Origin of the sequence: Haloarcula sp. CGMCC 1.6347 (assembly GCF_037078395.1) — an archaeon.
Taxonomy (GTDB): domain Archaea; phylum Halobacteriota; class Halobacteria; order Halobacteriales; family Haloarculaceae; genus Haloarcula; species Haloarcula amylolytica.
In genome coordinates this window covers 308,188-323,047 of the sequence record NZ_JAYMGX010000003.1, presented here as the reverse complement: position 1 = coordinate 323,047, position 14,860 = coordinate 308,188, and the positions used below count along the sequence as shown (strand labels likewise).

Genomic DNA, 14,860 nt, shown 5'->3' with positions numbered 1-14,860 from the left:
TGAGGTCGGACTGTCTTACTCCGGCACGTCGGCGTCGACGGCGTCGATGAAACTGTTCATCTCCTGGAAGAGGAACTCGTCGCTCTCGCCCTCGAACTCGGAGCCGGCCCAGACGTCGAGTTCGCCGTTGACGATTTGCTCTTCCGTCTCGGCGACGGTGTCTTTGACTTCCTGTGGGACCTCCGGTCCCCACTCGTCGAGTGCGGGGAGGTTCGTCTCCATGCCGCCCCAGAAAGCGTCGGATTCCCAGGTCCCGTCCCGGACTGCGGAGATGGTCGGGTCGTAGATCTCTTCCCAGTTCCACACCGGAGAGACGAGGTAGTTGTCGCCGCCGAACTCGCCCATCGGCGCGTTGTAGCCGGAGGCCCACACGTCCGCCTCGTTGGCCGCTCTGACCGGAGCCGGGGAGTCCTGCTCCTGTGAGATAACGTCACAGCCCTCGTCGATGAGCGAGTTGGCCGCCTGCTTGGAGGTCTGTGGGTCGAACCACGCGTTGACCCACCGGATTTTGAACGTCGCGTCGGGGTTCACTGACCGCGCGCCGAGCGCCATCGCGTTAATCGAGCGGATGACTTCGGGAATCGGGAACGCGGCGACGTAGCCGATAGTGTTGTTCTCTGTCACCATTCCGGCGGCCTGTCCGGCCAGATACCGGGGCTGGTAAATCCGGCCCATGTACCGCCCCATGTTCTCTCGGGTGCGGTAGCCGGTCGCGTGCTCGAAGTACGTGTCGGGGTACTGTTCCGCGATGGTGAACATCGGGTCCTGGTAGCCAAACGTCGTCCCGAAGACGATGTCGGCGTCACCCTGCGCGTACTGCTCGAAGACGCGCTCGGAGTCTTCCGGCGCGACAGCCTCCGTGTACTCGGTTTCCAGCCAGTCGTACTTCTCGTCGACCGCCTTTCGCCCCTCGTCGTGTGCATGGGACCACCCGAGGTCGCCGACCTCTGAGATGTACACCCAGGCGGCGGTGACCGAATCGGACCCGGAGCCTCCGTCGCTACCGGTCGTAGTGCCATCAGTCGAATCACCGTCGTCGCTCCCGCTGTCGCCACCACTACAGCCGGCTAGCGCGGTTACCCCTGACGCCCCGAGGGCACCCAGCATCTCTCGCCGCGATATCGTTCGGTTGGTATTCACCATTACTGAACTGGGTAGACGTAGCGAAAACTCCTACTTAAGAGATACCATCTTTGACCTTACAGCGAACAAATATATTCGGATGAACGTGCCCGAAAATCGTCTTCGTGGCTCGATACTACTACGACCGTGGTCACAGCCGTCTGAAAGGTCCCAGCAACTGCAGATGAGTACGTCAGCTGTGTGCCGCTGACAGGATCAGTCCGGGACCTCCCCCTCGACAGCGTCGACGTAACTGCTCATCTGCTGGAAGAGGAATTCGTCGCTCTCGCCTTCGAACGCCGAGTCGGCCCAGACATCCAGATCCCCGTCGAGTATCGCCGACCGTGACTCCGAGACGGTGTCTTTCGCTTCCTGGGGCACGTCCGGTCCCCAGTCGTCAAGACTACAGATGCCTGAATCGATTCCCTCCCAGTACGCGTCGGACTCCCAGGTTCCGTCCCTGACAGACTCGATTGTCGGGCCGTAGAACTCTTCCCAGTGCCAGATCGGGGAGGTGAGATAGTTCTCGCCGGCGATGTCGCCCATGGGAGCGTCGTAGCCAGTCGCCCAGATACCCGCATCGGAGGCCGCTCGGAGCGCGGCGGGGGAGTCCTGGTGCTGGGCCATCACGTCGACGTCCTCGTCCAGCAGGGCGTTCGCCGCCTCGCTTTCGGTCGGCGGGTCGAACCAGGAGTTCGTCCATCTGACCTTCAGCGTCGCGCTGTCGTTGACAGACGCGGCCCCGAGCGCGTAGGCGTTGATGCCACGGATGACCTCGGGAATCGGGAACGCCGCCACGTATCCCAGCGTATCTGTCTCCGTGACGGTACCGGCGGCCTGTCCGGCGAGATATCGAGGCTGATAGATCCGGCCCATGTACCGGCCCATGTTCTCCATCGTCAGGTAGCCGGTGTTGTGTTCGAAGTACGTGTCGGGGTACTGCTCCGCGACGGACGCCATCGGGTCCTGGTACTCGAACGTACAGCCGAAGATGATATCGGCGTCTCCCTGTGCGTACTGTTCGAACACCCGCTCGGAATCGGCCGGGGCGACAGCCTCGGTGTACTCCGTCTTCAGCCAGTCGTATTCTTCTGCGACCGCCTCCCGACCCTCGTTGTGGGCCCAGGACCAGCCGAGGTCCCCGACCTCCGAGTTGTACACCCAGGCGGCCGTGACCGAATCCGTTCCGGACCCGCCGTCACTACCGGTTGTGGTCCCGTCAGCAGCCCCGCCATCGGCGGTGTCGGTGGCTGCTTCGCCATCTCCCCCGTCACCCCCACCGCTACAACCGGCGAGTCCGGTAATTCCTGCTGCCCCAAGTGCTGTCAGTAGCTCCCGTCTCGATTTGGTGTGTTTCTTGTCAACCATTCACTATCCGGGTGCCCATTGCAGAAACAATCACTTAAATTGTCCCGTTCGTGCAGCTTTTTCTACCCTATTATCAACATATACGCCACAAAATCAGATCTATCATACTTGATCTGGTGACTATCTACAGCATATGTTCATCCTACCGGTTGTCACGACAGACTGGATGAGCGTCGACAACGGACGCTAACACACAACAACTGATACTTGGCAAATGTCCGGCATTTCCCGTTCTGGACGGCGAATATGGCTACCTTTGGAAACAATTATGCCACTACATTGTTGATACCCGGCCAAGATCAGAGAGCATGTCCGAACACACCACGCTCAGGATGGAGGGGATTCTGAAGGAGTTCCCTGGGGTCGTCGCCAACGACCACATCGACCTCTCCGTCGAGCGCGGGGAAATCCACGGCCTCCTTGGTGAAAACGGCGCGGGAAAAAGCACGCTGATGAAGATTCTGTATGGGCTCTACTCTCAGGACGACGGCGATATCTATCTCGACGGCGAGCGACTCGACCTGGAGTCGCCACAGGACGCTATCGACGCCGGGATCGGGATGGTCCACCAGCACTTCATGCTGATACCACGCCTGACAGTCGCCGAAAACGTCGTGCTCGGTGAGCGTGAACCGGCCACGGCGTTCCGCAGCGATGCCGAGGGCAGCTGGCTCCCGGCGACGGTCCGGAACAACAGCCTCGTCCAGTCGCTGGCCGGCCAGTTCTCGCTCGGCCTCGACGTCCCCGAGCAGCGGATCCAGGACCTGGCGGACCAGTACGGGTTCGACATCGACGTGAGCGCGAAGATCTGGGAGCTCGACGTCGGCCAGCAACAGCGCGTCGAGATACTCAAGGCGCTGTACCGGGATGTCGACCTCCTGATTCTCGACGAACCGACGGCAGTCCTCACGCCGACCGAGGCCGAGCGGCTCTTCGACTCGCTCGAACGGCTGACTGACGAGGGACTCTCGATAATCTTCATTACCCACAAGCTCACGGAGGTCGACGCTATCGTCGACCGCGTAACGGTTCTCCGGGAGGGGCAAAACGTCGGTACCGCCGAGGTCTCGTCGGTCTCCCGTGCGGACCTCGCGGAGATGATGGTCGGCCGCGAAGTGCTGTTCGAAATCGACAGGGACGCTGTCGACCTCGGTGAGCCGGTTCTGCGCGCACGCGGGGTTGAGGCCACCGACAACCGAGATATCGAAGCGCTCTCCGGTATCGACCTGATGGTTCGGCAGGGCGAGATCGTCGGTATTGCGGGCGTGAGCGGCAACGGCCAGAAGGAACTCGCCGAGGTCATGGCTGGCATCCGGGACGTGACGGCCGGTGAGCTAGTGGTCAACGGCGAGGACATCACCGGCGCGAAACCGAAGACGTTCGTCGACAGCGGCGTCTCGTTCGTCCCCGAGGACCGACTCCAGTACGGCTGTGCCGAGGACCTCTCGGTGATGCACAACGCCACGATGAAAGACTTCAGGGACGGCCGGTTCGGCGACCGGCCGTTCCTGGACTACGGGGAACTCCAATCGTACGCCGAAACACTGGTTGAGGAGTTCGACGTCCGCGGTGTCAGCGACGTGACCGAGACCAAGGCCGGCGACCTCTCCGGGGGGAACCTCCAGAAGCTCATCTTGGCGCGGGAAATCTACCGCGACCCGGACCTGCTCATCGCGAACCAGCCGACCCGTGGCGTCGACGTTGGCGCAATCGAGTTCATCAGAGAGACGCTGCTCGAACAGCGCAAGGCGGGCACCGGTATTATCCTGCTCTCGGAGGATTTGGACGAGCTTTTCGACCTGAGCGACAGAATTCTCGTCGTCTACGAGGGCGAGTTCGTCTACGAAACGACACCGGCCGAGGCCGACCGGGAACGGATCGGTCTGGAGATGACCGGCGGTGGTGGGGACGACGGCGACGAAACCGGTGTCCCACCGCCCCAGTCCGGGGTCACACAGGAGGGTGAGAGCTGATGAACGTCGCAGTAAACCTCGACGCACGCGAGGACATTCCCGTCTGGCTGGCGTACGGGACGCCCGTGTTCACCGTACTGGCCGCGCTGGCAGTGAGCGCCATCGCGCTGGTCGTCCTCGACGTGAACCCCGTCGCGGCGTACACGACGATGTTCGTCGATACGCTCTTTACCGAGTTCGGTCTCAGAGAGACGCTGACGAAGGCTGTACCGCTGATTCTCACGGGCCTGGCGGTGTATCTCCCGTTGAAGGCAGGACTGTTCAACATCGGGGCCGAGGGGCAACTCGTCGCCGGTGCGCTTGCCGGAACCTGGATCGGGCTGAACGTCTCGCTCCCGGGGCTCGCACTGGTCCCGCTGATGTTCGTCGCCGCGGCCGTCGCCGGCGGTATCTGGGCGGGCATTCCGGCCTACCTGCGCGCGAGATGGGACGTCAACGAGATTATCACGTCGCTACTACTGACGTTCGTCGCGCTCGAAATCCAGAGCTACCTGCTCAGGGGACCGATGCAGGGCGGGACGGGGAACTTCCCGCAGTCCGAGCGGTTCTCCGAGGCCGCGACGATTCCGGAGCTGTTCGGCGGCGTCCACGCCGGCTTACTCGTCGCCGTCTGCATGGTCGTGGTGACCTACGTCCTGATGACGAAAACGCGACTCGGGTTCGAAATCACGTTCGTCGGTTCGAACGACGAGGCCGCCCAGCAGGCGGGCATGAGCAAGTTCTACGTGTACCTCCTGGTATTCGTCGTCGGGGGCGCGTTCGCTGCCATGGGCGGCATCAGCGAAATCGCCGGCGCACAGGGTCGCTACCGCGCCGGGTTCGAACCGGGGTACGGCTTCACCGCAATTCCGATTGCGCTGCTGGGTCGCAACAGCGCGTTCAAGGTGATGCTCGCGGGGCTGTTCTTCGCTGTGCTGTTCGTCGGCGGGTCGAGCATGGAAGTGGCCTTTGGCGTGCCCGCGGCGCTGGTCGAGATCATCCAGGCGCTGGTCATCCTCTTCCTCATCACTGCGGAGTTCTTCAAGAGCTACCGTGTCGGCATCGACGTAAAACGCGGGCCAGCGGAGACACCGGCCCAGCCACAACGGGGTGACGACTGATGGTGAGTTTCATCGCCGGACTGCTCGATGCCACCGTTCAGGCGGCGACGGTACTACTCCTCGCCGGGATGGGGGAACTCATTAGCGAGCGGGCGGGCGTTCTCAACCTCGGCGTCGAAGGGATGATGCTCGTCGGTGCGCTCGGTGGGTTCATCACTACCGTCCTCACGGGGAGTCACTGGCTCGGGTTCGGCGTCGGTATCCTCCTCGGGATGGTGCTCGCGCTGGTCCACGCGTTCCTCTGTATCACGCTGAAGTCGAACCAGGTCATCAGCGGCGTCATGCTGACACTGCTGGGGACCGGTCTCACGACGTTTTTCGGTTCCGGCTGGGTCGAGGAGTCCATCGACGGCTTCCCGCAGATGACGCTCCCGTTTGTCGGACAGTATCTCGTCGATATCCCGGTCATCGGTGAGGCCTTCTTCCGGAGCACGGCGACGGACTACCTCGCGCTCGGCTTGCTGGTCGTGGTCTGGTACTTCCTGTACCACTCGAACCTCGGACTGGAGATGATAGCCGTCGGCGAAGACCCCGAGATGGCGGACACGATGGGTGTCTCCGTGTTCAGACTGCGGTATCTCGCGGTACTCATCGGCGGCGGGTTCGCCGGCGCGGCCGGGGCACACCTCTCGCTGGCGTTCTCACAGCTCTGGGTCCCCGGCATGACCGCGGGCCGTGGCTGGATCGCCGTCGCGCTGGTCATCTTCGCACAGTGGCGGCCCCGCCGGATGCTGGTCGGAGCCTACCTGTTCGGCCTGCTCGACGCGCTCCGAATCCGCTCGCAGTCCATCTCGCTGACGGTGGGTCCTGACGCGCCACTCGCCGGGGTTATCAATCCCATCGTTGAGTTCCTCATGAACCCACAGATCATGGGGACGTACCCGTATCTGGCGACGATTCTCGTACTGGCTTACGCCGTCATCCGAACCAAGAGCGACCAGCTCGCGGTCCCCTCGGCGCTGTTGCAGTCCTACAGCCGCGAGACGGATTAACGGATAGTCGGGTACGGGCCGAATCGAGCGGCCACACCTGCCACAGACCGTGTGTGTGGCCAAATCTATTTATCGGCATTCGAAGAATTCAGCATGTCTCATGAGCGCCAATCAGGTCTTCGAGAGAGGCGACCGTGTCGGGATCTACTTGCAGGACAAACACTCGCTGGAAGAGAACGTGGAACTCGTACAGTACGCGGAGGAGCAGGGTATCGACGAGATCTGGCAAGCCGAATCGCGGCTGGCACGCGACGCCGTGTCCCCGCTCGGCGCGTACGCCGCGGTCACCGACGACATCAAACTCGGAACCGGCGTCATCAACAACTGGACGCGTAATGCGGCGCTCATCGCGCAGACGATGAGTACGCTGGAGGAACTCGCCGGTCCGGACCGTATCATGTGTGGCATCGGAGCCTGGTGGGACCCGCTGGCGGAGAAAGTCGGCATCGACCGTAGCGGCGCACTGCGGGCGATGCGCGAGTGCGTCGAGGTGACGCAGGACCTGCTCGATATGGAGAACGTCACCTACGACGGGGAGTTCGTCCAGATGCGCGACGTGGAACTGGACGTGGTCCACGGCGACGACGGGCCGCGCACTGTCCCCGTGTACGTCGGCGGGACGGGATTCAAGATGCTGGAACTCACCGGCCACTTCGCCGACGGAGCGCTGCTGAACTACCTTGTCAGCCCGGAGTACAACGAGAAGGCCCTCGACGCACTTGAGACCGGGGCAGAGCGTGGCGACCGCTCGCTCGACGACATCGACCGGCCCCAGTTAGTCGTCTGTTCGATGGACCACGACGAGGAGAAGGCGCTGGACAACGCCCGCGAACTCATCACGCAGTATCTCGGACAACAGCCCCACATTATGAAAGCCAGCGGCGTCAGCCAGGACCTCATCGACGAGGTGGGCGAAACCATCGGCGGGTGGCCGGCCGACAAGGACGACATCAAAGAGGGGATGCACCTCATTCCGGACGACGTAGTTCACAAACTCACCGCCAGCGGCACGCCCGAACAGTGCCGAGAGAAGGTCCGTGAGTATGCGGAAACTGGCTGCCAGTGCCCGATTCTCTATCCGCTTGGCGAGGACCGGCGGTTGATGATCGACGAGTTCGCGGACGGCTACCTGTAGGCTGTTCTGGACCGACCCTCAATCGTCGTCGACCGGCGGTGCGCCTGCGCCCGCCTCAGCCACCTCGGGTTTCAGCCCAGCGGTGTATTCCGTCGGTCCGGTTCCGACGCTCCCACCGGGGAACACAATGTTGAGAATGAGGGCGGTCATCCCGCCCGTTACGAGTGCGGACCCGAACAGCGTCTGCACCTCGGACGGGAAGTTCTGGAGAATCTCGGGGCGGAAGGCGACGCCGAGGCCGAGCGCCATCGACATCGCCAGGATGGTCGAGTTGCGGTGGTCTAGCTCGACGTTTTGCGTTATGAGGCGCGCCCCGGAGGAGAATATCATCGCGAACAGGATGAGCGCACCGCCGCCCAGCACGGCGTCGGGCATCGCCGAGACGACCGCGCCTACCTTCGGGACGAACCCGAGTGCAAGCAACACGACGCCCCCGATGCCGGCGACGTATCGGCTGGCGACGCCGGTGAAGTTCACGAGACCGACATTTTAGGAGAACGACGTGTTCGGGAGCGCGTTGAACACCGCGCCGAAGACGCTCATCACGCCGTCGGCGACGAGGCCGCCGCGGATTTCCTCCCGGGTGGCGTCCCTTCCGGTTGCGGACACCGTCCCTGAGATATCTCCAATAGTTTCCATCCCAGTGATGATATAGAGGAAGGCCACGGTGACGATGGCGCTTGGTTCGAACGCGAGGCCGTATTTGAGCGGGACGGGGACCGTCACCCATCCGGCTGCGGCGACAGCTGAGAGGTCGACCACGCCCAGCGCGAGCGCAACAGCGTAGCCGACGATGATGCCAACGAAGACGCTGATGACGCGAAGGAACCCCTCGAAGAACTGGTTCAACCCGACCGTGACAATCAGAACGAGCCCCGCGAGTCCGAGATTCACGACGGAGCCATACCCTTCCGCCGACGGACCGGCGGACGCGCCTGCGGCGTAGTTCATTCCCGTCGGGATGAGCGTCAGTCCGATGAGCATCACAACGATGCCGGTGACCAGGGGCGGGAAGTACTGCCGAAACCGGTCGAACGAGACACCCATGATGACCTCGACCGGCGCAGCAAGCAGTGACGCGCCGAAGACGGCGGCGATACCGAACTGGTTGCCGATGCCGATGAGTGGGCCGAGGAACGCGAAACTGGTTCCCATGACGACCGGGAGCCGCGCGCCGACGGGACCGACCGGGTACGCCTGAACGATGGTCGCGATACCGGCGACGATGAGTGCCATCTGGACCAGGAACGTCGTCTCTCCTGTGATAGAGCCGACGGCTCCCGCGAGGATGAGCGGGGGTGCGACGTTACCCAAGAACATCGCGAGAACGTGCTGGATGCCGAGGGGGATTGCCTTCCCCAACGGCGGCTTGTCTTCGATATCGTACAGTACGACTGACTGTTGTTCCGCCTCTGGACCGGCCATGTGCCGCCATCCAACGGCCTGTCTTTTCAAACCACCTACTAGAATCCTAATACCAATATATGTGTTTAATTTTGCCTACGAAACACGTTCGTATGTCTCACCACTCTGAGGTAATCGTGTGAAACACAGTCCGGCGTCTCATCGAATTGCAAACCCTTCGACTCGACAGTGTCTCGAAACTGATTGCAAAATAAGTAGCGGGCTGGCCCGTGACAAATCAGCCCTCTAGTGGCGTTAGTCGTCGGCTGTGGCTTCTTCGGCAGTGCCGTACAGGCTTTCGACTTCCGCGATGTCGGGGTCGATTCGGTCGACCCCGCCGGTTGCCTTCTCGGCGCTTTTCGTGTCCTTCAGGCCGAAGCCGGTAGACACCACGACGACGGTTTCGTCCTGCTCGATGATCCCACGGTCGAGCGCCGTCTGGACGCCGGCGACGGGTGTCGCACCCGCCGGCTCGGAATAGATTCCCTCGGTGCTGCCAAGCAGTTTCTCTGCCGCCAGAATCTCGTCGTCAGAGACCAGCACGCTCGTTCCGCCGCTCTGTTCCAGCGCGCGGCAGGCTTTAATGGTGTTCCGCGGCCGCCCGACCGCGATTGAGTCAGCCAGCGTTTCGGCGATATCGTCGATATCGTCGTGGTCGTGGAAGGCGTCGTGGATGGCCGACGCGCCGTCGGCCTGGACCCCCAGCATCTTGGGGTGGCCGTCGACGTAGCCGAGGTCGTAGAACTCCTTGAAGCCCTTCCATGCCCCGGCTATCGTACAGCCGTCGCCCATCGAGAACACGACCCAGTCCGGGACGTGCCCGCGGGCGATAGACTGGTCTGCGAGTTCGTGGCCGACCGTCCGCTTGCCCTCGACTTGGAACGGATTGATGGCCGCGTTGCGGTTGTACCAGCCGTACTTCTCGGTCACTTCGACGCTGAGGTCGTAGGCTTCGTCGTAGCTGCCGTTGACAGCGAGGACGTCCGCGCCGTAGACGAGTGGCTGCGCGAGCTTGCCCGTGGGGGCATCACCGGGGACGAAGATGCGACAGTCCATCCCCCCGCGGGCGGCATAGCCCGACAGCGACGCGGCGGCGTTCCCGGTCGAAGCGCAGGTGATGATGTCGCGGTCGGCGTGTTTGGCCTTCGTGACGGCGATAGCGCTGGCGCGGTCCTTGAAACAGCCCGTCGGGTTCCGCCCGTCGTCTTTGACGAGCGTCTCGACGCCCAGCGCGTCACTGAGGTTCGGCGCATCGAAGAGGTCCGTCCCGCCTTCGTTGAGCGTCACGATGTCGGCGTCCGCTGCGACCGGCAGGAACGCCTCGTACTTCCACTGGCTCGCTATCGGCCCGCCGAGGTCGCCGTCGAACGCGTCGTCGATAGCGTCGTAGTCGTATGTCACTTCGAGAATTCCCTTTACGCCCTCGTGTTCGGGACAGGTGTAGATGATCTGGTTCGGGTCGTACTCCGCCCCACAGAGTGTACACTCGAGGGTTGTGACTTGCGTCATGCCCATATTACTCCCTGAGTACAACTGGGTATAAAACCGTACTGCGGCTTTAGCTCGATTGTGTGGTGACCCTCCTCTGTCGTGGCTGACACACATTCACACACGGCCAGCACACGTCACACATCTATTTGTGAACCATCTATCAGGTCAATGGAGACCAAAACCGCTACAGCGGGCGGTCCAAGAACTGGCCACGGCCCGCCGTTGACTGGACCTCGTGGTCCTTCGCGACGACCTCACCGCCGGCGACGACGGTATCTACGCGCGCGCTCCACTGCTGTCCCTCGTACGGCGTCCAGCCACCGATGAACGTATGCTCGTCGGCGGTGACCTCGTACTCCTCGGTCCGGACGAGCATCACGTCCGCGTCCGTTCCGACTTGCAGTGAGCCTTTCCTGGGATAGATGCCAGCGTTCTGGGCCGGTGCCGCACACACGAGTTCACGTAGTCGCGGCCACGAAATCCGATCCTCGTGGACGCCCTCGCTGACGAGGAACTCGACCATCGTCTCGACGCCCGGGAGGCCGGCGTATGGCTCCCAGATGTCCTCCCAGCCGACTTCCCGTGTTTCTCGGTAGGTTGGGAAGTGATCCGTGCCGATGAGGTCAATCGTCCCGTCCCGAACTGCGTCCCAGAGCCGCTCCCGCTCGGCGTCGGATTTGAGGCTGGGATTCACCTTCAGGAACGGCCCGTGTTCAGCAACGTCTCCCTTCGAGAAGGCCAGATACTGTGGACAGGTCTCCAGTGTGACCGGGATTTTCGCTCGGGATTTGAAGCGGTCGCCCTCGCGTGCGCCGCTCCCGCTTGAGATGTGGACGACGTGCAGCGGACAGTCGGCGTACTCCGCGAAATAGCCCGCCCGGGAAATCGCGTCAAGTTCGGCTTCGAGCGGCCGTGAGTCCATGTACACGTCGGGCTCGTCGCCTTCGGTAGTCGACCGCGCATCGTCGAGCAGCCCCTGCGTCTCGCAGTGAACGCGAACCGTTCCATCGGCATCGCCGACGCGCCGCATGAGTCGGGCGATGGACTCGTCGCTCGCCAGATACGGGTCGGCGGTGAACGTCTTGAAATCCGCCGTTCCGGCGTCCATGATGCCGGCCACGTCGATGTCTGGCTCTTGGACATTACCTGCGACAAGGCCGAAATCGACGTGTGCGAGCGCCGAGCACGTCTCTGCTTTCTCCCGCAGTGCTTCGGGAGTCATGACGGGTGTCTGCGTCGGTAACTCGATGACTGTCGTCACCCCGCCGGCGACCGCACTCGCGGTCTGGGACGCAAAGTCGATCCCGTCCGGAAACAGTTCGTCGTCGTGCATGTGGGTGTGCACGTCGATAGCGCCCGGGAGCGCGACCATGCCGTCCGCGTCGATGACGGTGTCCGGGTCACTGGGAGCCGGGACTGACGACGCCGGACCAGCGGCGTCTATCGTTCCGTCGGAAATCGCGATCTCACCGTGCTGGACGCCCGACGCCGTCACCACCTCTGCGTCTTTGATGTGAGTCTCTGTCATGCCAGTACGGCCAGGGCGAACCACGAAAACAGTTAGTGTGTGAGACGCCACATACGGCGCACACTGTGGTTGTGATAGAATGGCCGCTAAGGCCGTTCTGGGGCGGAGTAGCTTTTAGTCGGTTGCCGGTATCGCCCAACCTGTGATACTGAACGCAGGGACGCTCATCACGATGGACGATGAGCGTACGGTCCGGTCCGAGGCACACGTCATTGTCGAGGACGGTGAAATCGTCGCTATCGAGGACGGCTACGCGTCCGGTGCTGACGTGATCGACGCCACTGACGAGGTCGTCATCCCGGGACTGGTGAACTGCCACACCCATATGTACGCGCTCCCGATTCGCGGTGCGCCGCTCGCTGTCTCACCTGAGAGCTTTTACGAAGCGCTCGTTGACATCTGGTGGAACGTCGACGAAGCGTTCACCGAGCGTGACGCCCGCCTCTCCGCACTGGGGTCCTGTGCCGAGATGCTTCAGAGCGGCGTCACAACCTTCTGTGACAACTACTCCGGGCCGAACACGCTGCCGGGCGGCCTCGACGCCGTCGCAGCGGGCGTCGTACAGACGCCGATCCGCGGGATGATTACCTTCGAGACGACGGCCCGAAACTCCGAGTCCCAGGCCAGAGACGGCATCGCGGAGAATCAGCGATTCATCGACGAAGCGGAAGACGAGTACGACTCCGTCTCCGGCCACTACTGCCTCCACACGCTGTTTACCAACACCGAAGATATCGTTGCGGAGTGCGTCAACCGGGCTACCGACGACGACCGCCCCATCCAGATACACCTCGAAGAGGGTCTGATCGACGTTCACGAATCTATCGCCGACTACGGGAAACGACCGGTGCCAGCGCTCGAAGACATGGGCTTTTTCGACGCCGAAATCATCGCCGCCCACTGCGTCCATTCCACCGAGTCCGAAATCGAAATCCTCGCCGAAAACGACGTCAACGTCGCACACAACCCCTATTCCAACATCAACAACGCCGTCGGTATCGCCGATGTCGAAACGATGCAAGCCAACGACATGACGATCGGGCTGGGTGACGACGGATGGGACCCGGATATGTTCGAGACCATGCGCTCGGCCGTCGGTATCCACAAACTCAAGCAGCGCAACCCGAGCGGCTTCGACATGGCGACTGCCCTCGAATGGGCGACAATCGGCAGCGCGGCAGTGCTGGGGATGGACGATGCTGTCGGCAGTATCGAGGTCGGCAAACGCGGTGATTTCGTCACGCTGGATCTGGGGCCGAACCCGGTGTTGGAGGGGAGTGCGCCCTACTACGTAGTCAGCGCCGCAAGCCGTGCGGACGTAACTCGGACGATTATCGATGGAGAGACTGTGTACGACCAGCAATCGGGTGTCACTGGAGTCGATGATTCGGACATGACCGCCGTCGGCGATGCGAGTGCCGAACTCTGGGAACGGTTGTAGGAGTTACCGGCTGTGAATGACACCTGTTCGACTGCCGCAAATATATACACTCTAAGGGTGTATATTAACTTCTTCTGCGAATTGCGGAGAGTCGCCCTTTCCGGCCACGGAAACTAACATTCTAAGGGTGTAAAAGACCGGGAGATATCTCGATTTCACCGTAGATGTGCACATTCTGTACACACGGTATTTCGACCGCAGCGAGGTTGACGGACCAAATCTGTCTATGCAGTGTGTTGTCGCAAATTTTTCCGGTTCCCGTATGTAATAGTGGGACTGTGTGCGTGAGTGTGATATGGTAGTTAGTGACGCCTTTGAGACGTTCACGCAGGTGCTCGAGTGTTTAGATTCGTCTGACACTGAGGTCAAATCGGTCTCAGTCAGGGGCCAGACGACAGCGGATAACGACGAAATCAGTGCTGACCTGACACTCGCGACGCCGGTATTCGGTGGCGTATCGATACACGACGACGTATCTGTCGAGGCTGAGGGGTTCGATTTGACCGATAAGCGGGTTGAGATTGACGTGACGGTTACCGTCCCTGTCGGAACTGACATACCAGTACCATCAGACGATCAGGGGGGCACGTCCAATGAACTGGCAGAGACCCTCTCGCAGTCGGATTCCGTGCCAGCATACAAGGACCCCGAGGCACTTCAGGCGGCTTACGAGGCCTGCGATACGTTCCCGGAGATGACCGAAGCGCTTGACGCCGACGTGACGTCCGAAACTGTGCGCCGATATATGGTGGAGTACGATATCCACGACCCGACTGATACGACGCCACAGGCAGGCGGACTCAGCCTTGCGGACGTGCAGACAGATTCGGATACCGACAGCGACGCCAGCTCCCCGGTCGAGTCGGACCCTTCTGAAGACAGGGTGGCCGACAACAGCCAACCCGAAGGACCGGACGGATTGGGGGCCAGATCTGTCGCCGACCTGCTCGCTGAAGCGGACTCGCAGGACAGCGACGACAATCTCGTCGCGGATGGAATCGGTATCTCTCAGGACGTGACTGTGGCCGACCTCGCACAGACTGTTACCCAGTCCACCTCACTGGACGAGGTGACCCAGCGTCTCGATTTGAGCCAGACACACGCCCGGAGATTACTGTCGGAACTGGACCTCCTCGACCTCGTCACCCATCGGCTGGCAGCCACCCAGATACGTGTCTCGAACGCCGAAATCAAGCGCCGTATCACTGCTGCCAGTCGGTAACTGATCTCTACATGGTGGCTGTGCGCGAAGATTAACCTTCATTATAAAAGGAAAATGTTTTTGTAGCCCGGTTTGAATGTGTGA

At 61.8% G+C, this 14,860-nt stretch carries 10 protein-coding genes and 1 pseudogene; 6 read left to right on the top strand and 5 right to left on the bottom strand.

Annotated features, from left to right (window positions below; translation table 11 throughout):
• Positions 1-15: 15 nt before the first annotated feature.
• Both VI340_RS17490 and VI340_RS17485 read right to left on the bottom strand, forming a co-directional pair.
• Positions 16-1,143 carry a BMP family ABC transporter substrate-binding protein gene (locus tag VI340_RS17490; RefSeq protein ID WP_008312083.1) on the bottom strand — a complete coding sequence of 376 codons (1,128 nt, stop codon included), beginning with the start codon at positions 1,141-1,143 and terminating at the stop codon, positions 16-18.
• A gap of 195 nt (positions 1,144-1,338) precedes the next feature.
• Positions 1,339-2,490, bottom strand: coding sequence for a BMP family ABC transporter substrate-binding protein (locus tag VI340_RS17485; protein ID WP_336330207.1), 1,152 nt, complete (start codon positions 2,488-2,490; stop codon positions 1,339-1,341).
• 308 nt (positions 2,491-2,798) lie between these two features.
• On the opposite strand from VI340_RS17485, the gene VI340_RS17480 reads away from it, so the two are divergent.
• The 4 genes from VI340_RS17480 (at position 2,799) to VI340_RS17465 (ending at position 7,690) form a co-directional block, all read left to right on the top strand.
• Positions 2,799-4,463 (top strand): ABC transporter ATP-binding protein, encoded by a 1,665-nt coding sequence (locus VI340_RS17480; protein ID WP_336358850.1) that lies wholly within the window; start codon positions 2,799-2,801, stop codon positions 4,461-4,463.
• Positions 4,463-5,563 (top strand): ABC transporter permease, encoded by a 1,101-nt coding sequence (locus tag VI340_RS17475; protein WP_336358849.1) that lies wholly within the window; start codon positions 4,463-4,465, stop codon positions 5,561-5,563. Before VI340_RS17480 ends, VI340_RS17475 begins: the two co-directional genes overlap by 1 nt.
• Positions 5,563-6,555, top strand: coding sequence for an ABC transporter permease (locus VI340_RS17470; RefSeq protein ID WP_008312092.1), 993 nt, complete (start codon positions 5,563-5,565; stop codon positions 6,553-6,555). The genes VI340_RS17475 and VI340_RS17470 overlap by 1 nt, the downstream gene beginning before the upstream one ends.
• Before the next feature lie 100 nt (positions 6,556-6,655).
• Positions 6,656-7,690, top strand: a complete 1,035-nt coding sequence (locus VI340_RS17465) for an LLM class flavin-dependent oxidoreductase (RefSeq protein ID WP_008312094.1) — start codon at positions 6,656-6,658, stop codon at positions 7,688-7,690.
• Positions 7,691-7,708: 18 nt separating this feature from the next.
• On the opposite strand, the pseudogene VI340_RS17460 reads toward VI340_RS17465, so the two are convergent.
• From VI340_RS17460 to VI340_RS17450, 3 genes and pseudogenes are all read right to left on the bottom strand, one after another.
• Positions 7,709-9,115: pseudogene (locus VI340_RS17460) on the bottom strand (uracil-xanthine permease family protein).
• A 234-nt stretch (positions 9,116-9,349) separates the two neighbouring features.
• The gene (gene thrC, locus VI340_RS17455) at positions 9,350-10,609 is read right to left on the bottom strand and encodes a threonine synthase (protein ID WP_336330211.1); all 1,260 of its coding nucleotides are present in this window, start codon (positions 10,607-10,609) and stop codon (positions 9,350-9,352) included.
• Positions 10,610-10,769: 160 nt separating this feature from the next.
• Positions 10,770-12,113 (bottom strand): dihydroorotase, encoded by a 1,344-nt coding sequence (locus VI340_RS17450; RefSeq protein WP_336358848.1) that lies wholly within the window; start codon positions 12,111-12,113, stop codon positions 10,770-10,772.
• Between the two features lie 142 nt (positions 12,114-12,255).
• Here VI340_RS17450 and VI340_RS17445 point away from each other — a divergent pair, with 142 nt between their 5' ends.
• The gene (locus VI340_RS17445) at positions 12,256-13,554 is read left to right on the top strand and encodes an amidohydrolase family protein (protein ID WP_008312100.1); all 1,299 of its coding nucleotides are present in this window, start codon (positions 12,256-12,258) and stop codon (positions 13,552-13,554) included.
• A 295-nt stretch (positions 13,555-13,849) separates the two neighbouring features.
• Entirely contained in the window at positions 13,850-14,776 is a 927-nt protein-coding gene (locus VI340_RS17440; RefSeq protein WP_008312102.1) for a hypothetical protein, read from the top strand.
• Positions 14,777-14,860 lie beyond the last annotated feature (84 nt).

Bases quoted from the DNA above. Each gene is read 5' to 3' on its own strand.
- VI340_RS17490 (WP_008312083.1), bottom strand. From the start codon at position 1,143: ATGGTGAATACCAACCGAACGATATCGCGGCGAGAGATGCTGGGTGCC.
- VI340_RS17485 (WP_336330207.1), bottom strand. From the start codon at position 2,490: ATGGTTGACAAGAAACACACCAAATCGAGACGGGAGCTACTGACAGCA.
- VI340_RS17480 (WP_336358850.1), top strand. From the start codon at position 2,799: ATGTCCGAACACACCACGCTCAGGATGGAGGGGATTCTGAAGGAGTTC.
- VI340_RS17475 (WP_336358849.1), top strand. From the start codon at position 4,463: ATGAACGTCGCAGTAAACCTCGACGCACGCGAGGACATTCCCGTCTGG.
- VI340_RS17470 (WP_008312092.1), top strand. From the start codon at position 5,563: ATGGTGAGTTTCATCGCCGGACTGCTCGATGCCACCGTTCAGGCGGCG.
- VI340_RS17465 (WP_008312094.1), top strand. From the start codon at position 6,656: ATGAGCGCCAATCAGGTCTTCGAGAGAGGCGACCGTGTCGGGATCTAC.
- thrC (WP_336330211.1), bottom strand. From the start codon at position 10,609: ATGGGCATGACGCAAGTCACAACCCTCGAGTGTACACTCTGTGGGGCG.
- VI340_RS17450 (WP_336358848.1), bottom strand. From the start codon at position 12,113: ATGACAGAGACTCACATCAAAGACGCAGAGGTGGTGACGGCGTCGGGC.
- VI340_RS17440 (WP_008312102.1), top strand. From the start codon at position 13,850: ATGGTAGTTAGTGACGCCTTTGAGACGTTCACGCAGGTGCTCGAGTGT.